Genomic DNA, 23,402 nt, shown 5'->3' on the forward strand with positions numbered 1-23,402 from the left:
GGGCTCAGTGGCTGCCAGGGTTGGCACGCAGCCACGCGACCTGCTTGGCCAGGGGCGGCCATGGCGCCTTGTCGGCGGCGAAGTTGCTGCGCAGGTAGGCCACCAAATCACTGACTTGGGTGTTCGAGAGGCTGTCCTTGAAGGCCGGCATATAGCCCAGCTCGCTGACCGCGGGGTTGCCGATGCCGTGCAGAATGACCTTGATCAGGTTGTCGGGGCGTTCGCTGTGCACGTTGGTATTGGTGGCCATGGACGGGCTCACACCGAACAGCTCGGGCCCGCCGTCCAAAGCGCTGTGGCAACCGGCGCAAGCGCCTTCGAACACCCGTCGGCCATTGGCCAGGTTGGCCGTACTCGGTGCGCTGGCAACTGCCTGCTGCGCTTGGGCGGCGGGCTTACCTTCGAGGGTGCCGAGGTAATGGGCGATCGCCCGCAGGTCATCGTCCGGCAAGGTCGACAACTCGCTGACCACCGGCCCCATGGGCCCGGCCGCCACGCCGTGCTCGGCGCTGAAACCGGTGCGCATGTAGGTGAACAGCTGGTCTTCGGTCCAGGGCGTAGGCGCCTTGGACAGGCCGGTCAGTGCCGGCGCCTCCCAGCCATCAACCATCGCCCCGGAAAGAAACTTCGCCCCGCCCTGTTCCGCGCCCATCAAGTTGCGCGGCGAGTGGCAGGCAGCGCAGTGGCCGAGGCCGTTGACCAGATAATTTCCGCGGTTCCACTGGGCGCTGCGGGTCGGGTCGTCCTGGTATTCACCCTGCTTGAGGAACAGCGTGTTCCAACCCGCCATCAGCGCCCGCACATTGAACGGGAAGCGCATCTGGTTGGCCGGTGGCGTGCTCGGTACTGCCGGTTGCGACATCAGGTAGGCGTACAGCGCCTGCATGTCGGCTTCCTTGATGTTGCGAAAGGCCGTGTAGGGAAATGCCGGGTACAGATGCCGGCCATCGCGGCTGATGCCCTTGCGCATGGCGCGGTCGAAGGCGGCGAAGGACCAGTTGCCGATGCCAGTCTGCCCGTCAGGTGTGATGTTGCTGCTGTACAAGGTGCCGAACGGCGTGTCCATGGCCAGGCCGCCGGCGTTGGTCGCGCCATCGCGGGCGGTGTGGCACACGGCGCAATCCCCGGCGGCGGCCAGTTGCCGGCCGCGCTCGAGAGTGGCGGTGCTCCAGGTACCGGCCGGCGGCGGCGTGACCGCGGCGATTTCCGCGCGCCACGGCATGGCGCTGATGCCCAGGCCCAGGGCCGTACCGAACAGCCCGGCCAGGCCGCCGAACAGCCATTTGCGCTTCTTGCTTTTCACCGGTGCGGCATAAGGCAGCCCGAGTGGGTCTTGAGGCTCGGCGGCCTTGAGCGCGGCCAGCACCCGCTCGGCGGTGATCGGCAGTTCACGAAAGCGGATGCCGGTGGCGTCGAACACGGCGTTGGCGATGGCCGCCGCGCTCGGCACCGAGGCCGATTCTCCGGCGCCCAGCGGCGGCTCGCTCTGGCGCGGCATCATCAGTACATCGACTTCGGGCACCTGCGGGAAAGTCAGGATCGGATAGCCACCCCACTCCTTGCTGGCCACCCGCGATTCTTCGAAGGTCACCTGTTCCTTGAGCACGCGGCTGGTGGACTGCATCACATTGCCGTGAATCTGGTGCTGTACCCCGGCCGGGTTGACCATCATGCCGGCGTCATGGCCGACCACCACGCGGGTCACAGCGACGTCGCCGGTGTGCTTGTCGATGGCCACGTCGGCGACCCAGGCGGCCCAGGCGGCGCCGAAACCGGGGAATTTGCTGTGGATGTAGCGCGCGTAGGCGAAGCCGCGGCCACGCAGCACGCCATCTTCGCTGGGCGTTTGCCCAGGCTGGGTGTGCGGTGACCATTGCGCGCGCTCGGCAGTGGCACGCACCAGTTCGGCGGCGCGTTCGTCGGGCAGGTAGCGCAGGCGGTATTCCACCGGGTCGATGCCGGCTTCGTAAGCCAGTTCGTCGATATAGGATTCATGTGCGAATACATTGGGCAGCGCTGATACGCCGCGCAGCCAGGAGGCGCGCACGATGGGCGCCATGTCTTCGATGCTCACCCGCAACTCGGGGTAGCTGTAATGGGGCACAGCGGTGCGGTCGCCCATCTCGTAGGCCACCGGCACCGGCTCGACGCGGCCGGTAAGCAGTAGCGCCAGGGTGGGCGCGCCGTTGGACGGGTAGCGGGTGCGAAAGTCATACACGGCCAGGTCGCCGGCAGCATCGATGCCGCCGTCGACGTCCATCAGTTGCGCAGTGCCTTTCGGTTCCCAGGCGTGCTCTTGCTCGCGAGTCAGTTGCACGCGCACCGGTTTGCCGACCGCGCGGGACAGCAGCACGGCATCGGCGCACACGTCGTCGGCGCAGTTGCGCCCATAGCAGCCGGCGGCTTCCATGCGGATGATCTCGATGCTGGTTTCATCGCACTCCAGCAGCCAGGCGAGGTCGGCGCGCAGGGCATGGGGGTTCTGTGTGCCGGACCAGATGCGGGTGGCCTGCGGTTGATAGTCGGCCACCGCGCAGGCCGGGCCGATGGAGCCGTGCAATTGATAGGGCCACAGGTAGCGGCGGGTCAGCCGCGTCGCGGCACTGGCCAATGCCGCATCGACGCCGCCAGTGTCGTGCACGACCCGTTCAATGGACGGGTTGTCGCGCAGCGCCTGTTCGATATTGTCGAGGTTTGGTAAATGCTGCTGCCAGGGCCGCCATTGCACCTTGAGCTCGCGGGCGGCTTTGATCGCTTGTTCTTCACGCTCGGCGACCACGCCGATGAAGTCGCCGATCACCACCACGCGGACGATGCCGGGAAGATGGGCGATGGAGCTTTCATCCACGGCGATCAAGCTGGTGCCGACGAACACACCGGTATCGTAGCCGTCATAAGGCGGACGTACGACCCGCCCGTGGAGCATGTCGGGCACGCGCATGTCTTGCACGAACGTCAGATCGCCGGTGGCCTTGGCCGGAATGTCGACGCGCGCCGAACTTTGCCCCACCAGTTTGTAATCGTCCAGCGGTTTCAGGGGCGCAGTGCCGCTGATGCTCAGCTCGATGTGCTGGCCCTGGATCAATTCGGCGAAACTCAGCGCCTGGCCATCGCGGCCATGTACCACACCGGCCTCGATGCGCAGGTCATCGCTGCCACAACGTTTGGCGGCGGCGGCCAGTAACCAGCGACGAGCTTCGGCGGCGGCATTGCGCAGCGGTATCGCAGAGATCTGCAAGGTCGCGCTGGCAATGGTTGCGCCCTGGTTCGGCGTGCGGGCGGTATCGCCCAGTACCACACGCAGTTGGTCCATGCGCAGGTCGAGTTCTTCGGCGACGATCTGCCCCAGAGAGGTCTGGATGCCGGTGCCCAGGTCGACGTGGCCGTTGAAGGCGTAGTATTCGCCGTTGTCGCACAGGGCGATGAACAACCCCAGTTCCTTGGGCTTGACGACTGGAGTCTTGCCCTTGGGCACCAGGCCGGGCGGTGGCTGGATCCGGTCGACCACCAGCAGTACGCCCTCGCGCGCCAGCAGTTCGGCCTGGGTGGGAACGGGTCGGTCAGTCATTGCAGTGGCCCTCACGATATAGCTGGGCGGCGCGCCGCACCGCAGCAAGGATTTCCAGGTGCGTACCGCAACGGCACAGGTTCGCCGACAGTGCGCGGCGGATCTGTTCTTCGCTAGGGTCGGGGTTGCGGTCGAGCAAGGCCTTGGCGGTCATGATCATGCCGTTCAGGCAATACCCGCACTGGGCCGCCTGGGCATCGATAAAGGCTTGCTGCACCGGGTGCGGGTGGTGACGGTCACCGAGGCCTTCGAGGGTGGTGACGTTACGATTCGCCACCCCGCTCAAGGGCAGCACACAGGAGCGCGCAGCCTTTGCGTCGACGATCACCGTGCACGCCCCGCATTCGCCCAGGCCGCAGCCGAACTTGGGGCCATTGAGGTGCAGGTCGTTGCGCAGCACCAATAGCAAGGGCGTGTCGGCCATGGCGCTGCAAGTCACCGGCTGGCCGTTGACGGTGCAGTTGACGCTAATCGTGGAGGTGGGCGAAAGAGGTTTGTTCATGCCGCTCTCTATTTCGTGTAGTGCTTACTACATCAAAAGGCAAGAACGGTGCCAATTGCCTGCTGGCGCGCGGAGCCTCGCGCCAGGTGTGGCAAAGCGGGTGAGTCAGGCCGGATCGTCGATCATTTTGCGCAGCAGGAACAGCATTGCCACCCGCTCGCCGGGATTGAGGTTGCTCAGGGTCAGTTCGCTGATCTGCAGGGCGCAGGGCTCGGTCTGCTCTACCGCCACGCGGCCGGCTTCGGACAGGTGCACGATTACCTTGCGCCGGTCTTTGGCGTCGTGGCCCAGCTCGACCAGTTCGCGAGCCTTGAGGCGCTCGACGATGCCGCGGATGGTGGCCTGGTCGACGGCGGTCAGCGCCACCAGCTCGGTCAGCGAGCTGGGGCCGTTGTCGCGCACGGCGCACAGGGTAATGAACTGCACCGCCGTGAGCTGCGACTCGCCAACGTTCTGCTGGAAGATCGCCATATGGCGCTGGTAAGCCTTGCGCAGCAAGTGCCCCACCTGTTCGGTGAAAGCGTAGGAAGAATCGGGGGAGCTCATGGGCAGGACGGGTCCGAAGCAGCTGAAAAATACATACGATAACTCAAAGTTCACCACCGCCGCGCGCCCGGACCTTGCGTCACGGGCGCCAGCGATGTGGGTCAACGGGCGATGGAGGCGGCCGGGGCGACTACGTCACCCGCCAGTACCACGGCCTGGTCATCCAGGTAGATATCGCAGTTGCGCAATGGGATGTCCATATGGCACGGCGTCTTGCGCTTGCCGCCCACCTCGGTGTTGGGGCCGGTGGAGAACAGGAAGTTGCCGTAGAACGCGCGGGCGTCCATGCACATGCCGTCGTTCTTGTCGTGCAGGCCCATGGCGGTCCACTGCGCGCGAGGCTGCAGGCCCCAGCCGATATGGGAGATGCCGTACACCTCGGGATCGTTGAAGTACTTCATGTACTCGCGCAGGTACTCGGCCTCGAAACCGCCGTGGATGCGGGTGATAAAGCCCTTGTCGATCTCCAGGGTGATGCGCTCGCGGCAGTAGGTCTTGAACGGCAGCAAGATATCGCCCACGTCCAATACCAGCGTGCCTTCGGCGGTTTCCTCGTTCGGCCAAGTGAACAGAAAGCCACTGGGCCAGTGGTCCCAGCGGCCCGGGGCGTCGGCGTAACCGTATTCGGTCACGGCCGGGTATTGGCCCAGCGCGGCGCGAAATTCGCTGCCGGCGCGGGAGCGTACGGTCATGGTGCGGGCCTGCTTTAGCACCGCTTCGGCGGCCATCACGCGGGCTTTGTCGGCCTCGGTGGGCAGCATTCGCGCCAGTACTTCCGGGGGCTCCACGGCCAGCAGCATGCGCGTGCCGGTCTTGAGAATCTGCTCCTGCTCGGGCGAGTGCAGCAGCATCATGGTGTCGATGATCAGGTCGGCTGCCTCCAGCGCGCGCTGGGCCGCGAGGTTGCCGGTGAGCGCGGTGTCGCCGCAGTAGGCCGTCATGTCATTACCCATGGCCACCGGCGCGTTGAAGGCCGGCAGCTCTACGGCGTAGACCTTGGCGCCCAGGCGCTGGGCGGCCTCCATTGCCGCGCGCACGGTGCGCGGGTTGGAGTAATGGGCCTTGAGAATGGCCACACTCTGGGTGGCATCCACTTTCGAAAGCTTGAGCACGTGCTCGAACATCTGGGTCAGTTCACCGTCGCTGACAGCCATTGCCTCTCTCCTTCGCTGAATTTGGAACTATGCACCGCGATGGCGCGCAGCGCTTCTTGATGGTGCGTATTTGTAATGTATACACTGTATATTTGCAAGCGCTGACACTGTTCAGGCGGCTCAGCAAAGGACGGGCCAATTACTTTAAATTGCAGCAGTCCTATATTTTATTGGCTATATTGGCGGTTATTCACTAGGTGTCGTTTTTGAAATTTTTTTAGACAAGCTCTTCACAGGAAAAATAAATAGTGCATACACTGTAAATGCGTTCCGGTCCCGCGCTTTGAGATCGGTCATCGAGGAGACACGACCCATGGGGGCAACACAACGAATCGCCATCGTCGGCGCTGGTCTGGGTGGCGTGGCAGCCGCCGCTTCGCTGCAACAGGCTGGCTTCGAAGTCGATATCTACGAACAGGCGCCGCAATTCTCGCGCTTGGGCGCCGGGATCCACATGGGCCCTAATGTGCTGAAGATTTTCCGCCGCCAAGGTATCGAGAAGCAGGTCGAAGCCATGGGCTCGCACCCGGACTTCTGGCTAAGCCGCGACCAGGATGGCGAATACATGTCGCGCATCCCGCTGGGCGATTTCGCCCGCAAGGAATACGGCGCGGCCTACATCACCGTGCACCGCGGCGACCTACATGCCCTGCAGATGACCGCCATCAAGCCCGGCTCGGTGCACTTCAACAAACACCTGGCCAGCCTCGATGAAAGCGGCAGCGACGTGCTGCTGAAATTCGCCGACGGCACCCAGGCCCGCGCCGACATCGTGATCGGCGCCGACGGCATCAACTCCCGGGTCCGCGAGCACCTGCTAGGTGCCGAAGCACCCACCTACAGCGGTTGGGTTGGCCACCGCGCGCTGATCCCGGCGCACAAGCTGGCCAAGTACGATTTCAATTTCGAAGACTGCGTGAAGTGGTGGTCGGGCGACCGCCACCTGATGGTCTACTACACCACCGCCAAGCGCGACGAGTACTACTTCGTCAGCGGTGTGCCCCAGGCCGAATGGGAAGGGGGCAATGCCAGCTTCGTCGACTGCAGCCGCGAGGCCATGTTCGACGCCTTCAAGGGCTACCACCCGAGCGTGCAGGCGCTGATCGAGAACGCCGAGAGCATCACCAAGTGGCCACTGCTCAACCGCCAGCCATTGCCGGTTTGGAGCAGGGGCCGCATGGTGCTGCTGGGCGACGCTTGCCACCCGATGAAACCGCACATGGCCCAGGGCGCTGCCATGGCCATCGAAGACGGCGCCATGCTCGCCCGCTGCCTGATGGAAACCGGCCTCAACGACTACGCCACTGGTTTTCGCCTGTACGAGGCCAACCGCAAGGAGCGCGCCTCCCGCGTGCAGGCGGTGTCCAACGCCAACACCTGGCTGCGTACCCAGGAAGACCCATCGTGGGTATTCGGTTACGAGTTGTTCGACCATCCGCTGAAATCGGAGAACGCGGCGTGAGCAGATTTCTCTACGGTGCCAACGTGCAGGCCAACGGTATCCGCCAGCACTACCTGCGCTATGGCGGCAAGGGGCAGCCGCTGTTGCTGATTCCGGGTATCACCAGCCCGGCTATCACCTGGGGGTTCGTGGCCGAGCGCCTGGCCGAGCACTTCGACACCTATGTTCTCGACGCCCGCGGCCGCGGCCTGTCTTCCACCGGGCCCAACCTGGACTACGGCACCGACGCCTGCGCCGATGACATCGTCGCCTTCGCCCAGGCCCTGGGGCTCAGGGATTGTCTGCTGGTGGGCCACTCCATGGGCGCGCGCTTCATTCTGCGCGCCGCCACCCGCCACCCCGACGCGCCCTTCAGCCGGCTCGCGCTGATCGACCCGCCGGTCTCCGGCCCCGGCCGCCGCGAGTACCCGGGCAAGCTGCCGTGGTACGTCGACTCGATCCGCCAGGCCGAAGACGGCATGAACGCCGACGACATGCTCGTGTTCTGCCCGACCTGGACCCAAGAGCAACGAGCCCTGCGTGCCGAATGGCTGCACACCTGTTATGCGCCGGCAATCCTCAAGGCGTATTCCGATTTCCACGAGGTGGATATCCATCAGGACTTTCCCCGCAACCACTTGCCCACCTTGCTGATGATCGCTGGCAAGGGCGGCGTGATCGGTGCCGAAGACGAAGCCGAGATTCGCGGTCTGCAGCCGTCGATTCAGACCGTGCACGTGAAAGACGCCGGACACATGATTCCCTGGGACGACTTCGAAGGCTTCTTCGCCGCCTTCGGCACCTTCCTTGGCCGCCCCCTCAGCTGATTCCGGAGACACGACATGACTAAGCTCTACCGCATCGGCCAGATAGTGCCGAGCTCCAACACCACCATGGAAACCGAGATACCGGCGATGCTCACTGCGCGCCAGTTGATCCGCCCCGAGCGCTTCACCTACCACTCGGCCCGTATGCGCATGAAGCACGTGAAGAAGGAAGAGCTGGCGGCCATGGACGCCCAGTCCGACCGCTGCGCCCTGGAGCTGTCCGACGCCCGCGTCGACGTGTTGGGCTACGCCTGCCTGGTGGCGATCATGGCCATGGGTCGCGGCTATCACCGTGAATCCCAGCAGCGCCTGGGGCAGGTGGTGATGGATAACGACTCCCAGGCCAAGGTGATCACCAGCGCCGGCGCCCTGGTTGATGGCCTCAAGGTGCTGGGCGCCAAGCGTATCGCCCTTGTGGCGCCGTACATGAAGCCGCTGACCGAACTGGTCGTCGACTACATCCAGCACGAAGGCATCGAGGTCAAGGTATGGCATGCCCTGGAGATTCCGGACAACCTTGAAGTGGCCCGTCATGACCCGGCTAACCTGCCGGGCATCGTCGCAGGCCTCGACCTGACCGACGTCGATGTCATCGTGCTCTCGGCCTGCGTGCAGATGCCTTCCCTGGGCGCCGTCGCCAAGGTCGAGGCGCAAACCGGCAAGCCGGTGCTCACCGCCGCCATCGCCACCACCTATGCCATGCTCAAGGCCCTGCAGTTGGAGCCGATCGTGCCCGGCGCCGGTGCCTTGCTGTCCGGTGCGTACTGAGGAGCTCCGCCATGACCACCGCAGAGGACAACTACGCCGGCGTCTGGGGCAACCGCGTCGGCTTCGGCCAGCGCCCCGCGCTGCTGCTGATCGACTTCATGCAAGGCTACACCACCGAGGGCGCGCCACTGTACGCGCCGGGCGTGGTCGAGGCCGTGACTCATAGCGTCGAGCTGCTGGCCGTTGCGCGGGCCAAGGGCATTCCGGTGATCCACACCAACATCCGCTACCACCCCGGGCATTTCGCCGACGGCGGCATGTGGGTGAAGAAGGCGCCGGTGATGAAGGACATGGTCGAGGGCAACCCCCTGGCCGCGTTCTGCACTGAAGTGCTGCCGCTGCCGAGCGAAGTGGTGCTGACCAAGCAGTACGCCAGCGCCTTCTTCGGGACCAGCTTGGCACCCATGCTGCAAGCATTGGGCATCGATACCTTGATCATGGCTGGCTGTTCCACCAGCGGGTGTGTACGCGCCACTGCGGTGGACGCCGTGCAGCATGGTTTTCGCGGCATAGTGGTACGTGAATGCGTAGGCGACCGACACCAGGCGCCGCACGAGGCAAATCTGTTCGATATCGACAACAAATATGGTGACGTTGTCGCTAAAGCCGAAGCCATTGATTACTTGCACCGATAGATCGAGTGACCCCAAGCGTAACAGCCGTCCAAAAAGAGACGGGTTCCGATAATAAACAGGGCCGCTAGAGCCTCGACTTCCTGACTACCGATTCAAACATATGCCATTGCGCGCCGCTGCTGCGGCAGAATCAGGAGTAGCATCATGTCACTCAGCAATACACAAGCCCCCGGTGCGATAGACCTCAGTCATTCGGACACCTATCGCAAGATCGTCTGGCGCATCATCCCGTTCCTGTGCTTCTGCTACTTGGCGTCCTATTTGGACCGTATAAACGTCGGCTTCGCGAAACTACAGATGCTTGACTCGCTCCACATGAGTGAAACCGTCTTCGGTCTGGGAGCAGGGCTGTTTTTCGTCGGTTACATCCTGTTTGAAGTACCCAGCAACCTGGTCCTGGAAAAAGTGGGCGCGCGTCTATGGATTGCGCGGATCATGATCAGTTGGGGATTGCTCTCCGGCCTGACGATGTTTGTCTCCAACGAGTGGCAGTTCTACACCCTGCGGTTTCTGCTCGGGGCTGCCGAAGCCGGCTTTCTGCCGGGCGTGCTGTATTACCTGAGCCAGTGGTTCCCGTCGTATCGGCGCAGCCGCATCATTGCCTTGTTCATGATCGGTTTGCCTTTGTCGACTCTGGTCGGCAGCCCGCTGTCAGGCTGGATCATGGGCAACTTCAACAACGTCGGCGGCTTCGCTGGCTGGCAGTGGCTGTTCCTCATTGAAGCGATTCCCACAGTTGTATTGGGCTTTTTGTGCTTCTTCGTCCTACCCAACAACATTCGCGAGGCCAAGTGGCTCAGCGAGGCGGAAAAGACCGAGCTCGAAGGCGTGTTGCGTCTGGACAACAGTGAGAACAAAGGTGGGCATTCGTTTCGCGAAGGTTTCTTCAACCTTAAAGTCTGGATGCTCGGCGGTATCGACTTCTCGATCCTATTAAGTGCCTATGCCATGGGCTTCTGGATGCCGAGTTTCATAAAGACTGCGGGTGTCACCAACCCCAGCCAGATAGGCTTGCTGGTTGCCATCCCAAGTCTTGCGGGGCTGATCGGTATGCTCGCCATCGGCGCAAGCTCCGATAAGCATCGCGAGCGTCGCTGGCACATTATCGTTCCATTCATAATTGGCGCTGCGGCGATGTTCCTGAGCACTTTTTTCACCCAGAACGTCGCTGTTACGGTGCTGCTGTTTTCCGTTGCCTCGCTGACGATCATTGGCGCAGTACCTGTGTTCTTCAGCCTGCCGGCCACCTTTCTCAAGGGAACCGCAGCGGCTACCGGCTTTGCTTTGGCTTGTTCAGTGGCCAACATCGCTGGGCTGGTCAGCAACTCACTGATGGGCGTGGTCATGGATCATTTCCACAGCCCGCAGATCGCTATGTGCATCTTTGCCGGATGCCTGTTGCTTAGCTCTTTGCTGGTGATCGCGCTGCCAGCGAAAGTGGTGAACCGCTAAGAAACCTTTGCTCGCAGCGCTTGGCAAACTCCAATCGTTTGAGCTGTGCAATCTCGTGAGTCAGTTTCTCGATGACCGCAGCACATTCCTACGGTCCCTCACGCATAAATTGCCGTCTCTGTTCGGGCGGCAATTTTTCCGCTATGTCCAACAACATCACCTGGGCTGCCGTTTGCAGTTGCACGGTGGCTTCGCGTTGTTTGGCGAAGCTGGTTTGTACCTGTTGCCTATCGATGCTGTCAGCGCTCAGTTGGTCAAGTATGACTTGTCGGTTGCTGCGTGTTTGCGCCGCCAGCTTGCGCAAGCCGGGCGCGTGTTGGCTGATAACGGCGCGAACGTCTTGACGTTGCTCGTCGGGTAAACGCCGCACCTTGCCAATCAGTTCCCTCACCAGTTGGTTCTGCCCCAGTTCGAAGGACACCGCGTTGGGGCGGTTTAGCAGCCAGCCGCCGAGAAAGGCGTTAGCTCCGAGGGAAAGCAGCAGGGCGACGCTCAGTAGTCGGGTTTTGTTCATGGCTCGTCTGTCCATAACAGGCCGCCCATGACGTGGGCAGCGATTTGCATATCGTCGTCGGCCACAGGCGTCGTCCAGTGGCCAGCCAACACGCCCAGCACTGCGCACAAGGCCAGGCCCGCGACTTTCATTGACCACCCATAGCGCCACTGTTGCACGGCGCGATACCACGGCTGGCGCTGCGGCTGAGCTGTGGCGGCTTGCACGATGCGTGCGGCTAAACCGTGGGGCGGGCGCGGGAGGGGTTGATTGGCCAATTGCTGGCGCAGCTCGTCATCGACGTCGTTCATCGCTGTTTATCCTCGTGGTGCGGGCTCAAGCCTTTGGGCAGCCAGCGCCGTAGTTGTTGGCGGGCACGGCCGAGCAGGCCTTCCAGCGCTTTAGGGTGCAGGCCCATCAACGCAGCGGCTTGTGTGTTGCTGTGTTCGTCGAAGTAGCAGAGCAGTACCGCCATGCGTTGTTTTTCCGGCAGGCGTTGCACGACTTGTTGAATCTTCGCGGCTTCTCGGGCGCGCTCGACATTAGCGGCGGTGTCGGCCTTGGCGTCGAGCAACTCGTGCAGCAGGCTGTCGATATCCTGCTCAGCGCGATGTTTATGTCGACGCAGATTGTCCAGGCACAGGTTGACCACAATACGCTGCAACCATGTAGAGAACTGCGCCCGGCCGGGTTGCCAAATGGCGGCATGGGTCCATACCCGCGTGAACGCCTCCTGGGCGATGTCTTCGGCGTCGGTCTGCTGGGCAAAAAAACGCCGGGCAATGGCATAGGCGCGCGGCAGGTGACGCGCCACCAACGTGGTAAATGCATGCTGGTCGCCTCTGGCAATGGCGGTCATTAGCTGCTCGTCGGTGGGCGTCATGGCGTGGGCGGCGCCTTAAGGGGTGGGGGTGACGGTGATGCTGCCCGAGCGGGTATTGCCTTGGCTACCGGTTACACTGCGGTGAAGCGTGTTACTGACTCGATCATAGCTGTAACTGGCATCACGACTGAGGGTTTTACCTGTGGCTGTGGTCACCTCAGTTTGCCGGTTCGCCGTGCCATCGGTGCGACTGGTCTGCTGATTGAAGGTTCCCGTATTGCCGTTGGCGCCGGTATAGGTGCCGCTATTCTGGCCATCGGTTCGAGTGCCTTGCACGGTGCGCGTATCACCGTTGGCAGCGGTTGTGGAACGGTTGAACTGACCGCTGGCCGGGTCGTATTGACGAGTGCTGGAGCGGGTGGCGGTTTTGCCATCGGCGCCGGTAACCGTTTGCTGGCGATTTAACCCGGCACCACGCTGACCGCTGACAGTGGTTTGATAAGTACCGCTGTGGCCACGGCTGGTGGAAAAACCGCCGCTGCGCTGGCGTTCAGCGGCTTCGCTGGCGGCGGTGCACAGCAAGGCCAGACACAGTAGAACGGGGACGGTGGTGAACAATGGACGGCGCATGGAAAACCTCGAGGTGCTGGGAAGGGTCGAGGCTTAAACGCTGAACTGATCAAATCCCCTGCGTTTATTTTCATTGCCTGTGTTTAACGCAAAAACGCGCGGCGGCTTTGGCAAACAGGGATTGCAGGAAAACGCTGGCCATCGTTGCAGCTCATTGTTAGGCGCTACACGCAACGCGGCGCCAGTCCACTTGCCGCTAGCGGCCCAAGCGTTTAGCCACGTCGTTATCCAGTCCCGCCATAAAGCGTTCAACCTCCTCGGTATAGGCGCCGGGGGTGCCGAGCAGTTGGTTGATATCCTTATGGGTCATGCCTTGCTCCAGCACGCTGACGCTGACGGCTCGCGCGCTGGCATGGGTGGCAAACAGGTGCGCCTGCTCGCAGGCCACGTCGCGCCGGGTGGAGCACACAGCCAGCATCGGCGCGACGCCATTCGCCAGTACGTAGGACGGCGAGGTTTGTTGCCAGTAGGTGGGGTCGCTGCCGAAGGCTTCGTCGTAGAAGGGCATATGCCGCGCCTGCATGATCTTCTCCACGTCCAGTGCGGCGCTGTCCAATGCGACGGTGCCGAGCCACGGCTTGGCGCCTTGTGCGGCTGCCAACGAGGGGGAGGCCGCCAGGAGCGCGACCAGATGCGCTCCGGCCGAATGGCCCATCACTATCACATGGTTAGCCGAACCGCCCCAACTCGCGGCGTTGGCTTGCGTCATTGCCAGCGCCTTTGCCACTTCCTGGGCTTGTTGCAGGGGCTTGGCGTCCGGCAGCAGCGGGTAGTTGGCGGAGACGAAGATAAAACCCTTTGCCACCCAGCGGCTGACCTTATTGGCCACCACTTGCTGGGCGTTTTTGTCGCCGGTTCGCCAGGCGCCGCCATGCACCATAAAAATGATCGGAGCATTGCTGGGCTTGTGGGGCAGGTAGACATCCAGGCGTTCTCGGGTGTTGGGGCCGTAGGGGAGATCTTTTAGTAGCGTAGCGCCGGCGGGGAGTTTCAGTGGGGCACTGTCTTGCTGGCGTTCGGCGCGGCGCTCTTTGATGGCTTCCATCAAAGGGCCAGCAAGGGCGATTTCCGACAGCAAGAGAAGGGCGCAGACGCGAAGGATTAATGACATACAAGGCTCCGGGTGGATAGGGCAGTGCTTATACGTTGTGGTCCACTTAACACCTGCGAATAATCACCAGCATTTGCGCTGGCCCGCTAAGCGCTACTCTAGAAAACAACGATCGAAAAGATAAACGCTGGCCGGCTTGAGGTTTTCCACCGTGCGTTGCGGGCGGCCGCCGTCGCCGCTTTTCTTGCGGCCGGTTTCCTGCAAATAACCCGCTTCGGTCATCTTCAGCAAACGCTGGCGCATGCTGGTCTTGAGCACCGGGCGGTCGAGCACCACGGAGAAAATGCTCACCGCTTCCGGCGCGCTGAATTCCGGGCCCAGGAACATCAGCGGCAGGCTGCTGTAGAGGGCTTTGGACAACAACCGTTCCTGGACGGCGGCCACCAGGCTGTTGTGGTCGAAAGGGAGTTTGATCGAGGCGTCGGCGACATCCTTGAGGGGAAAAAACCCCTGGTGTTCGGCGAGCCGGACCGCCTCGCTGACAATCGCCAGGTAGAACGTTGACGATGACCAGCAGCGTGGGTCGCGGAACGCGTCGCCGACGGTGCCGACCTGTTCGATCCAGGCCAGCGGCATGCCCACTTTGCTCGAGCTGCGCAGGCGCTCCACGGCGTCGTTCAGCGTGAGATCTTCGACGCCACCATTGACCACGATCCCGGGCAGCGCCCAATGGCCGGCGAACGGCTCGGCTTCCCGTCGGTTCAGGAGGATTTCCAGCGCCTGGGTCTCCCGGCAGAAGCGCAGCACACAGAGGTCGATGGTGTGCAGGTAACCGCGAGCGGGGGCTGTGCTAGTGGGCATGTCGATTTCCGTGGGTAGCGTAAAGGTCATAGTTTAACGGGTTCATGCCCGGCGCCATCCAGTGGGTGGGAAGCGGTTCGCCCGAGGCCAGTCGTTCGCGAACCACCGTGCTGCGCACGTGGATCTTTTCTTCTACGCGAAGGATGGAAAAACGCTCCAGCAGTTCCTGCCCGCGATAGAAGGTCGGCAGCAGATCCGCGACATCCTGCCCCACCACCAACGCGATCCGCTTGCCGTCCAGGGCCAGGCTGTCGGCGAGATGGGCAAGCAGGGTGTAGCTGTAGATCGCGCCTTCAACGCCACGGGCCACGACCTGCTCCACCCGGCTTGCGCGCACTTCGGCGCGGCACAGCGGCTGAACGTTTTCGACGATCGATTCCAGCCAGTTCAGGCGCACCTCATAGTCGACCATTTGCTTGCCGTAGGGATGCCGCAAGCTTGGGACCACCAGCACGCATCTGGCCTGGCATGAGGCCTCGATCATCACCTGGGCATGACCGGCGTGAGGGGGATTGAAGGCGCCGCCATAAAGGGCTATCTCGAACATGGCTTATCCTCTTTTGGTACATGACATGTACTCTATCAGCAAAATCTTTTTTGTGAAAACCCGCTTTCTGATGCACCAATTGGTTTGGATAGAAAGGGCAAGTCAAAAATATTTTCTACAGATGGCTTGTTATGAAAGTACACCTTATGTACTCTCGTGACCATGAAGAGGAGAAACCCAGCATGAACAGCCTGACCCGGAAAACCGCTTCCTTCGATGTCGATGCGCAAAAGAGCTTCACGCCGCTATGCCCCGATGAGCTGCCGGTGCCGGGGGGTGACCAGATTGCCGGTGAGCTGAACTTCATCGCGTCCCTGGCCAGCCTTCGAATCGGCAGCAAGGACGCCCACTCGCCCCAGGCCCCCTGGGTGGTCGCCGATCACGCACAGATGTTCGTGCCCACCGGGCTCGAGCACGCCGACATCACCTGGGTCAGCCACTGCGTTCCTGGTACCGAAGGTTTCGCCCTGCTGGATCAACTGCCGACCCCCTACGACTACGACTATTTCGTCTGGAAGGGTGTCGAGCCGGATTTGCACCCGTACGGCGCCTGCTACCACGACCTGCACGGCAAGCTGTCCACCGGGGTGATCGAGTACCTGAGGGGCCTGGGTGTCGAGCAGGTCATTGTCGGCGGGCTGGCGCTGGATTTCTGCGTCAAGACCACCGCTCTGCAACTGGCCGCCGCCGGCTTCAAGGTGATCATTCACCTCCCGGCTTGCCGGGCCATCAGTGAGGAGGGCGCCGTTCAGGCCATCCAAGACATGCAGCAAGCGGGGATCTCGGTTGCCGCGACCCGCGAAGAAACCATCCGCCTGGCAAACGCATAAGGAAAAGACATGGACAGTGCATTCGATTCAAGCAGCGGCACCATCCAGAGTCTTCTGGATACCGACTACTACACCTTCACCATGATGCAGGCGGTCTTGCACCAGCACCCGAACGTCGAGGTGGAATATCAGTTCATCGTGCGTTCCAAGGAGCGGCTCGGTCACCTGATTCCGGACATTCGTGTCGAGCTGGAAAGGCTCGCCGGGTTGCAGCTGCGCGAAGGAGAGCAGCGGTTTCTGTTCAACAAGCGTTTCCGTGAGTACCTGACCCCGGACTTCGAACAGTTTCTCGGCCTGTTTCGCTTCAATTTGCGCTACATCCACGTTGCGGAAGTCGATGGCCAACTGCACATCCGCGTCCGTGGGCCGATGCTGCACTGCATCATGTTCGAGCAACCGGTATTGGCGATGGTCAGCGAATTGCGCAACCGCGAGAAATACCCCGAGGTCGAGTTGGCCGACGTCACCCGCAAGCTGTACCAGAAGTTCGAATGGCTGGAGAAAAATGCCAGTCGTGAAGAACTCGCCGAGTTTCGCGTTTCAGACTTCTCCACCCGGCGGCGGCTGTCGTTCAGGGCCCAGCGTGAAGTGGTGAATGTGATGCGCAGCGATTTTCCTGGGGTCTTTGTCGGCACCAGTAACGCCCACCTGGCGTACGAGTTCGATCTGCCCCTGATCGGCACAATGGCCCACCAGTGGCTGATGGTGCACCAGCAACTCGGGCGCTTGCGCGAGAGCCAGAACGCGGCGTTGGAAAACTGGGTACACGAGTACCGCGGCCGGCTTGGTATCGCCCTGACGGACTGCATCAGCACCGACTTTTTCCTCAAGGATTTCGACCTGTACTTCGCCAAGCTCTATGACGGCCTGCGCCAGGACTCCGGTGACCCGATCGTCTGGGCCGACAAGGTGCTGGGGCGCTACCAGGAACTCGGTGTCGACCCACGCACCAAGGACCTGATGTTCTCCGATGGCCTCAACTTCGAAAAGTGCCTGCCGATCCTGCGGCATGTGCGCGGCAAGGCCAAATTCGGTTTTGGCATGGGCACCAGCCTGGCTTGCGACGTCGACGGTGTCGAACCGCTGAGCATCGTCATGAAACTGGTGCGGGTCCACGGCGAGCCGGTGGTGAAGTTCTCCGACGACCCGATCAAGAACGTCTGCGAGGATGCCTCGTTTCTGCGCTACGCCGCCCAAGTGTTCAACGTTGCCCTGATCAATCCATAGTTGGGAGCTTGATATGACTTCGTTTCAGCAAGAGAGCATTGCCCGGGAACTGGGTATTGACCGCCAACTCACACAGGGCGGCGAAGCAACCGAGATTGCCCGCCGCGTCGAGTTCATAAAGCAGATCGTGCGCGAGTCGGGTTGCCAGTCCCTGGTCCTGGGGATCAGTGGCGGCGTCGACTCCCTCACCGCCGGCCGCCTCTGCCAGTTGGCGGTGGAGCAACTGCGGGGTGAAGACTACGCGGCGCGGTTTATCGCCGTCCGGCTGCCGTACAAGGCCCAGGCCGATGAGCAGGACGCCCAGGCCTCCCTGGACTTCATCCGGCCGGACGTGATCACCACCAGTAACATCGTCGCGTGTGTCGACGGGCTGATGGGCAGTATCGCCATCGATGGCTTGCAGCCTTCGGCCGAACTCACCGACTTTGCCAAAGGCAACGCCAAGGCCCGGGCACGGATGCTGGCGCAATACGCCATCGCCAACTTAAGCAACGGGTTGGTGGTGGGTACCGATCATGGGGCAGAGGCGGTGATGGGGTTTTTCACCAAGTTCGGCGACGGCGCCTGCGACCTGGCACCGTTGTCCGGGCTGACGAAGACCCAGGTGAGGTTGTTGGCCGACGCGATGGGCGCTCCCGCGCATCTGGTGCGCAAGGCGCCGACCGCGGACCTGGAAGACCTGGCGCCCGGCAAGTTGGATGAAGTGGCGTATGGCTGCAGTTACGAGGAAATCGATGCGTACCTGATGGGCGAAGAGGTGTCGCCCCAGGCGCGCCAGATCATTGAACGCGCCTACCTCAAGACAGCCCACAAACGCGCATTGCCACGCGTCCCTGCATCGTTGTAATAGGGTTCTAATGGGACCTTTGGTTTTGAACGGAGTGGGTAAATGACACAGGCAATCAGCATCAAGGATCGCGTACGCATCAAGCACGTCGAAGTCCTCTCGGACGATTGGTACGTGCTGCGCAAGACCACCTATGACTACCTCGGCCGCAACGGCCAATGGCGCGAACTGACGCGCGAGACCTATGACCGGGGCAACGGCGCCACCATCCTGCTGTACAGCAAGGCCAAGCAAACGGTGGTGTTGACCCGGCAGTTCCGCTTCCCTGCCTTCGTCAACGGGCACGATGATCTGTTGATAGAAACCTGCGCCGGCCTGTTGGACAACGACGACCCGCACACCTGCATCCGCAAGGAAACCCAGGAGGAAACCGGCTACATCATCCAGGACGTGCGCAAGGTGTTCGACGCCTTCATGAGTCCGGGCTCGGTGACTGAGCGGGTGCATTTTTTCGTCGGCGAATATTTCGATGAAGACAAGCAGCACGAAGGCGGTGGCCTTGAAGCCGAGGGCGAAGAGATCGAGGTGCTGGAGCTGCCTCTGGACCAGGCCTTGGGCATGATCGAGAGCGGGGAGATTTGCGACGGCAAGACCATCATGCTGTTGCAGTACGCCAAGCTGCATCGCTTGCTGGATTAGCCCCAGGCCTGCTGTGGGCGGACCTGCGCGCTGCCGAATCTTTCGCGATAGGCGGTGGGCGGCAAACCGACAGCGTTCCGGAACGCCGCCCGAAAACTCTCCACCGACCGATAGCCGCAGGCCTGGGCGATGCCGGCCATGCCCTGGTCGGTGCTTTCCAGCAGCGCCCGTGCCCGGTTCAAGCGTTCCTGTTGCAGCCAGGTCTTGGGCGGCAGACCTGTGGTTTCGACGAAGCGCCGCAGGAAGGTGCGCTCGCTCATGGCGACGCGGGCGGCCATGTCGCCGACGCTCAGGGGCTGATCCAGATGCTCGCGAAGCCACTGCAGGACGCGGGTCAGTTCGTTGCGTGGAGACTTGCTCACGGGGGCGACGATGAACTGGGCCTGGCCACCGGTCCTTTGCGGCGCCATGACCAGGCGACGGGCCACCGAGTTGGCGATATGCGTGCCGAAGTCCCGGGCAATCAGGTGCAGGCAGGCGTCGATGCCGGCCGCGCTGCCGGCTGAGGTGATCAATTGCCCGGAATCGACATACAACACGTTCGGGTCAACCGTGATCAGCGGAAATCGCTCTGCCAGTTCTGCGCAGAATTGCCAATGGGTGGTCGCGGTCTTGCCGTCGAGCAGCCCGGTGGCGGCCAGGGCAAACACCCCCGAGCAAATCGACAGCAGGCGTGCGCCGCGGGCGTGGGCGCGGCGCAGTGCTTGTAACAGCGCTTTGGGGGGTGCTGCCTGGTGGCTGCGCCAGCCGGGGATGATGATGGTTCGCGCGCTGTCCAGTGCTTCGAGCCCTGCGTCGACGGCGATCCGAAGGCCGCCCAGCGCATGCATCGGTCCTGGATCGACGGCAACGATTTGATGGCCATACCACGCTACATCCAGCTCAGGGCGAGGCAGGCCGAAGATCTCCAGGGCGATACCAAACTCGAATACGCACAGGCCTTCATAAACGAGGATTGCCACGGTTCCGGGATGCGCATGCATTTGGCGTAAATCCACCGTTTATTGTCTTGCGCTGCACTGTAGCGGACGGGCCCGTCTCCCTACAATCGATCGCAGGCAATCAGGAAAACCAAGACGGTTGAGCCTTTGCAAAGGTGGATAAGGGAAGCGAAATGAAGAAAGTCGCCGTGGTGGGCTGCTCCGGTGCAGTGGGCATGACCATGCTGCAATTGCTTGAAAACACCGACTATGACGTGGTCTGCATGGCCTCTGGCCGTTCGGCGGGCAAGCGCTTGAAGGTGGGTCAGGTCGAGCACCTGATCGAAGCCTTTTCGATCGAGGGTTGCGCCTCGTGCGACATCGTCTTCCTGTGTGTCTCCGGGGCCTTCGCCTTGGAGTATGGCGAGCGTCTGGCTGAAAACGCCTACGTCATCGATAACTCCTCGGCCTTCCGTTATCACCCGGCGATTCCGCTCCTGGTGCCGCCCATCAACGGTCAGCGTTACAAGGGCGAAAAACTGATCGCCAACCCCAATTGCTCCTCGGCCATTGCGCTGATGGTGCTGGGGCCGCTGCATCAGGCCTTCGGGTTGGAGAGCGCGATCATTTCCACTTATCAGGCGGCCAGCGGTGCGGGGCAGCCGGCGATGCTGGAGCTGCGAGAGAAGGCCAAGTCCTTCAGTGATTATGGCGACCGCGATGACAGCGAGCATTTCGCCCACAACCTGGCTTTCAACGTGATTCCCCAGGTCGATTCGTTCGAAGCCAATGGTTACACCCGTGAGGAAATGAAAGTGGTCTGGGAGCTGCGCAAGGTCCTGGACGAACCGGGGTTGGCTATCAGCACCACGGCTGTGCGGGTGCCGACCCCGCGCTCCCATGCCGAGAGCCTGAGCCTGCGGTTCAAAAAGCCCATCGAGTCATTGGCGCAGGTGCGTGAATTGTTGCGTGCGGCACCGGGGGTTGAAGTGGTGGATGAGCCCGAGTTCGGCGCTTATCCGATGCCCATGACCTCCACCTACAAGCATGCGGTGGAAGTCGGGCGGATTCGCTACAACCTGATCTACGGCGAACACGGGCTGGACCTATTCATCAGCGGCGATCAGTTACTGCGTGGGGCGGCATTGAACGCATTCGAAATCATGCAATTGATCAAGTATTGATCAAGCCCGAGCCCGAACATTAGAACGCGCAGCCATGGCCGCGCGTTTTTTGTTCAACTGGATTGGGCCTCGCTGTCTTCCTGCATATCGTCCAGGTATTGCGGCTGGTCCGTCTGGTCCGGCAGTTCGGTCACGACGCTGAAGTCGCTGATCTCGATGGCGCCGACGCCATGGCCCAGCAGATGGAAGGAAAACGCCTTGCGCTGCTGTGGGTTGTCGAAACTGATGTTCATCACCAGCGGCTGGTCGGGTGTCACCGCCACCTCGGTCGGCAGGTCCATTGGCACATCCTGCTCGAACTCCTTGGCCTTGAGGGAGATGTAGGCGGCATGGTCTGCCTCCACCGCGCGGATGGTCAGGCTGACGCGGGTCTGTGAACCCTTGGGCATTTCCAGGTATTGGGCACCGATCAGGTTATCGGTCCAGTCGTTGGTGACCTGGGCCGGTAGCGGGATTTTATCGGCGCTGCCGAACTGATAGTGCTGGTTCAGGGGCGTGCGCATCAGGGTCTGGTCCAGGGCCGTGGCCCGGGCGCTGATCAATCGGGCGCGCTGGCCGCTGTATTGCCCGCCATAGGTGGCGCGGTCGGCGATGAAACCTTCGCTGCTGTAGTAACGGCAATGCTGGAGGAAATCGCATTCGGTAAACGTGCCCTTGCCGTCGTGGTAGCGCAGCTTGCCATTGGTGAACGACATGATTTCCCGGCCCGTCGGGTAGTCCCTGAACATTGAGCGACCGGACAACGACGTGGGCACCGTGAAGCCGAAGTAATCGAGGATCGAGGCGGTCAGGTCCACATGGCCGTAGGTGCCTGACTTGATCCGGGGCAATGGTTCCGGCGCCAGCGTCAGGTTGAATCCCCAGGACGAGGCCAGCCGCACATCGTCGATGCCATGGGATTCGTCCGAGGTGATGACCACCAGGGTGTTGTCCAGGATGCCCTGGCGCTCCAGGCCCGCCAGGAAGCTCGCCAAGGCGTCGTCCAGGTAACCCACCGCCGCCTGCTTGGCGGTGTCGTAGCGTTGCAGGTAGTCATCCGGCGCCGAGTACGGCTGGTGGGTGCCCACGGTCAGCAAGGTCAGCATCCACGGTTTGTCCGCCTGCTGCAGTTGTCCGACGTAATCCAGCGCCCCTTCGAAGAAGGTCTTGTCGTCCTTGCCCCAGGGAAACTCCAGGTAGGCAGGCCGGGTGAACCACTCCATGCCCAGGGTCGTGTCGAAGCCGATGTGCGGCATGATCCGGTCCTTGGCCATGAACCGCAGGCCCGCGCCCTGGAGGAAATGCGTGGAAAAGCCGTTCTGGCGCAACTGGGCCGGCAGGCAGGCCTGGTTGCGCTGGGTCTGGTTGAGCATTTCGACGCCTTTGGGCGTGCCGTCGTCGAGCTTGTCGTAGTCGCCACACAGCATCGCGTACAAGCCACGAATGGTCTGGTGGCTGTGCAGGACGTAATCGGGAGTGTTCATGCCACGCTCGGCCCAGGCGCTGAGGTTGGGCATCAGGTTTTCCTGGTAGCGGCTGTTCAAGGCCTGGCGGTTGGCACTCACGTAGGCGCCGGGAATGCCCTCCAGGGCGATGACCAGGACGTTGCGCGCACGCCCCGGTTCGGCCAGCAGCCTGTTGCCATCGAGGTCCAGGCGGGTCAGCCCTGCCATGGGCGGGGCGGGATCCACGGCATCGCCGTCGAGCCATTGCCGGGCTTGGTCCTGCCCGGCGGCGACACCTGCGGTGACGAGTTGGTGAGGCAGGTTGAACACGTTCCATTGGTCCGCTTCACTGGGCCGCCAGGTTTGCAGCGCGCCATGGCTCAGCAGGAGCAACACTGGCACGGCCCAGGCGTGGCGAGGCAAGCGTGGCGCCGAGTGTGGGCGGCGGGTCCATTGGGTCATCAGCCAGAATGCCAGCGCGGCCAACTGGACCGCGGCCAGCCACGGATGGGCGAAGCCGCCGCTGGTGGAGTTTTCGACGAACTGCGGGTCGGTCAGGTAATGAATGTCCGAAGGATTGGGCATCCGCCCCACCGCACTGACCAATTCGATGCTGGCCAGCGTCAACGCGCTCCAGGCCAGCAATACCGGCAGTACCAGCCACCAGGGGCGACGGTAAAGCAACGCGATCAGTAATCCACCGATGCCCAGGTCCGAGAGATAGCCCAGCGGGTCGGACCAGCCGAGGGCGAGACGCAGGCCCACGGGGACGAGTAATACGCAGCCAATCAGGGTGATGAGGGCTGCGCGGGGGTGGGTTGAAGCGCGATAGATAATATTCACGAGAAACGGGCCTTTCAGTTGAAGCCAATCCATTGAACGACACACCCACCCTGTGGGAGCGAGCTTGCTCGCGATAGCGGTGTGTCAGTCCACATGGCGTGTGACTGACTGACTGACTGACGCCATCGCGAGCAAGCTCGCTCCCACAGAAGGTTCTTCCTTTGGTCATTAAACTGTCATGAGGAGGGGA

The 23,402-nt window shown here is 62.2% G+C and carries 23 protein-coding genes; 10 read left to right on the top strand and 13 right to left on the bottom strand.

What is annotated here, in order from left to right:
- Positions 1–4: 4 nt before the first annotated feature.
- The 4 genes from BLP82_RS12595 to BLP82_RS12610 all read right to left on the bottom strand — a co-directional run bounded on the left by BLP82_RS12595 (position 5) and on the right by BLP82_RS12610 (position 5,770).
- The gene (locus BLP82_RS12595) at positions 5–3,568 is read right to left on the bottom strand and encodes a molybdopterin cofactor-binding domain-containing protein (RefSeq protein ID WP_092168106.1); all 3,564 of its coding nucleotides are present in this window, start codon (positions 3,566–3,568) and stop codon (positions 5–7) included.
- Positions 3,561–4,070 (bottom strand): (2Fe-2S)-binding protein, encoded by a 510-nt coding sequence (locus BLP82_RS12600; protein WP_092168110.1) that lies wholly within the window; start codon positions 4,068–4,070, stop codon positions 3,561–3,563. The genes BLP82_RS12595 and BLP82_RS12600 overlap by 8 nt, the downstream gene beginning before the upstream one ends.
- 105 nt (positions 4,071–4,175) lie before the next feature.
- Entirely contained in the window at positions 4,176–4,616 is a 441-nt protein-coding gene (locus tag BLP82_RS12605; RefSeq protein ID WP_092168114.1) for a MarR family winged helix-turn-helix transcriptional regulator, read from the bottom strand.
- 101 nt (positions 4,617–4,717) lie between these two features.
- Complete coding sequence (locus BLP82_RS12610; RefSeq protein WP_092168118.1) at positions 4,718–5,770, bottom strand: 2,5-dihydroxypyridine 5,6-dioxygenase; 1,053 nt, start codon at positions 5,768–5,770, stop codon at positions 4,718–4,720.
- A gap of 313 nt (positions 5,771–6,083) precedes the next feature.
- Here BLP82_RS12610 and BLP82_RS12615 point away from each other — a divergent pair, with 313 nt between their 5' ends.
- From BLP82_RS12615 to BLP82_RS12635, 5 genes are all read left to right on the top strand, one after another.
- The gene (locus tag BLP82_RS12615) at positions 6,084–7,232 is read left to right on the top strand and encodes an FAD-dependent monooxygenase (protein ID WP_092168122.1); all 1,149 of its coding nucleotides are present in this window, start codon (positions 6,084–6,086) and stop codon (positions 7,230–7,232) included.
- Positions 7,229–8,038: an alpha/beta fold hydrolase gene (locus BLP82_RS12620; RefSeq protein ID WP_092168125.1), complete on the top strand. Its 810-nt coding sequence runs from the start codon at positions 7,229–7,231 to the stop codon at positions 8,036–8,038. Before BLP82_RS12615 ends, BLP82_RS12620 begins: the two co-directional genes overlap by 4 nt.
- A gap of 15 nt (positions 8,039–8,053) precedes the next feature.
- Entirely contained in the window at positions 8,054–8,806 is a 753-nt protein-coding gene (locus BLP82_RS12625) for a maleate cis-trans isomerase family protein (RefSeq protein ID WP_092168128.1), read from the top strand.
- A gap of 11 nt (positions 8,807–8,817) precedes the next feature.
- Positions 8,818–9,441 carry an N-carbamoylsarcosine amidohydrolase gene (locus tag BLP82_RS12630; RefSeq protein ID WP_092168132.1) on the top strand — a complete coding sequence of 208 codons (624 nt, stop codon included), beginning with the start codon at positions 8,818–8,820 and terminating at the stop codon, positions 9,439–9,441.
- A gap of 144 nt (positions 9,442–9,585) precedes the next feature.
- Positions 9,586–10,893, top strand: a complete 1,308-nt coding sequence (locus BLP82_RS12635; RefSeq protein ID WP_092168137.1) for an MFS transporter — start codon at positions 9,586–9,588, stop codon at positions 10,891–10,893.
- Positions 10,894–10,981: 88 nt separating this feature from the next.
- Here the strand turns inward: BLP82_RS12635 and BLP82_RS12640 are convergent, their stop codons facing one another.
- The 7 genes from BLP82_RS12640 to BLP82_RS12670 form a co-directional block, all read right to left on the bottom strand.
- On the bottom strand, positions 10,982–11,407 hold the full coding sequence (locus BLP82_RS12640) for a periplasmic heavy metal sensor (protein ID WP_170842304.1): 426 nt from the start codon (positions 11,405–11,407) through the stop codon (positions 10,982–10,984).
- Positions 11,404–11,697 (bottom strand): hypothetical protein, encoded by a 294-nt coding sequence (locus tag BLP82_RS12645; RefSeq protein ID WP_092168144.1) that lies wholly within the window; start codon positions 11,695–11,697, stop codon positions 11,404–11,406. The genes BLP82_RS12640 and BLP82_RS12645 overlap by 4 nt, the downstream gene beginning before the upstream one ends.
- Positions 11,694–12,269, bottom strand: a complete 576-nt coding sequence (locus tag BLP82_RS12650; RefSeq protein ID WP_092168147.1) for a sigma-70 family RNA polymerase sigma factor — start codon at positions 12,267–12,269, stop codon at positions 11,694–11,696. The genes BLP82_RS12645 and BLP82_RS12650 overlap by 4 nt, the downstream gene beginning before the upstream one ends.
- A gap of 15 nt (positions 12,270–12,284) precedes the next feature.
- Positions 12,285–12,839 carry a hypothetical protein gene (locus BLP82_RS12655; protein ID WP_092168150.1) on the bottom strand — a complete coding sequence of 185 codons (555 nt, stop codon included), beginning with the start codon at positions 12,837–12,839 and terminating at the stop codon, positions 12,285–12,287.
- Positions 12,840–13,035: 196 nt separating this feature from the next.
- Positions 13,036–13,950, bottom strand: coding sequence for an alpha/beta hydrolase (locus tag BLP82_RS12660; RefSeq protein ID WP_170842305.1), 915 nt, complete (start codon positions 13,948–13,950; stop codon positions 13,036–13,038).
- A gap of 93 nt (positions 13,951–14,043) precedes the next feature.
- The gene (locus BLP82_RS12665) at positions 14,044–14,751 is read right to left on the bottom strand and encodes an NUDIX hydrolase (RefSeq protein WP_092168153.1); all 708 of its coding nucleotides are present in this window, start codon (positions 14,749–14,751) and stop codon (positions 14,044–14,046) included.
- On the bottom strand, positions 14,741–15,298 hold the full coding sequence (locus BLP82_RS12670; protein ID WP_092168156.1) for an adenylyltransferase/cytidyltransferase family protein: 558 nt from the start codon (positions 15,296–15,298) through the stop codon (positions 14,741–14,743). The genes BLP82_RS12665 and BLP82_RS12670 overlap by 11 nt, the downstream gene beginning before the upstream one ends.
- Positions 15,299–15,480: 182 nt before the next feature.
- Between BLP82_RS12670 and BLP82_RS12675 the strand changes: the two genes are divergently transcribed.
- From BLP82_RS12675 to nudK, 4 genes are read left to right on the top strand one after another with little or no spacing between them, the layout of a single operon-like run.
- Positions 15,481–16,128, top strand: coding sequence for a nicotinamidase (locus BLP82_RS12675; protein ID WP_092168159.1), 648 nt, complete (start codon positions 15,481–15,483; stop codon positions 16,126–16,128).
- Between the two features lie 9 nt (positions 16,129–16,137).
- Complete coding sequence (gene pncB / locus BLP82_RS12680; protein WP_092168162.1) at positions 16,138–17,355, top strand: nicotinate phosphoribosyltransferase; 1,218 nt, start codon at positions 16,138–16,140, stop codon at positions 17,353–17,355.
- A 13-nt stretch (positions 17,356–17,368) separates the two neighbouring features.
- Positions 17,369–18,202, top strand: a complete 834-nt coding sequence (gene nadE, locus BLP82_RS12685) for an ammonia-dependent NAD(+) synthetase (RefSeq protein ID WP_092168165.1) — start codon at positions 17,369–17,371, stop codon at positions 18,200–18,202.
- A gap of 42 nt (positions 18,203–18,244) precedes the next feature.
- Entirely contained in the window at positions 18,245–18,841 is a 597-nt protein-coding gene (gene nudK / locus BLP82_RS12690; RefSeq protein ID WP_092168168.1) for a GDP-mannose pyrophosphatase NudK, read from the top strand.
- On the opposite strand, the gene ftrA is transcribed toward nudK, so the two are convergent.
- The gene (gene ftrA / locus BLP82_RS12695) at positions 18,838–19,824 is read right to left on the bottom strand and encodes a transcriptional regulator FtrA (protein ID WP_092168171.1); all 987 of its coding nucleotides are present in this window, start codon (positions 19,822–19,824) and stop codon (positions 18,838–18,840) included. The two genes, nudK and ftrA, sit on opposite strands and share 4 nt — an antisense overlap.
- A gap of 131 nt (positions 19,825–19,955) precedes the next feature.
- Here ftrA and BLP82_RS12700 point away from each other — a divergent pair, with 131 nt between their 5' ends.
- On the top strand, positions 19,956–20,945 hold the full coding sequence (locus tag BLP82_RS12700) for an aspartate-semialdehyde dehydrogenase (protein WP_092168174.1): 990 nt from the start codon (positions 19,956–19,958) through the stop codon (positions 20,943–20,945).
- Positions 20,946–20,998: 53 nt separating this feature from the next.
- Here the strand turns inward: BLP82_RS12700 and BLP82_RS12705 are convergent, their stop codons facing one another.
- Entirely contained in the window at positions 20,999–23,212 is a 2,214-nt protein-coding gene (locus tag BLP82_RS12705; protein WP_170842306.1) for an LTA synthase family protein, read from the bottom strand.
- Positions 23,213–23,402: the final 190 nt, after the last annotated feature.

It is taken from the genome of Pseudomonas sp. NFACC37-1 (assembly GCF_900101575.1).
GTDB lineage: Bacteria > Pseudomonadota > Gammaproteobacteria > Pseudomonadales > Pseudomonadaceae > Aquipseudomonas > Aquipseudomonas fluorescens_AA.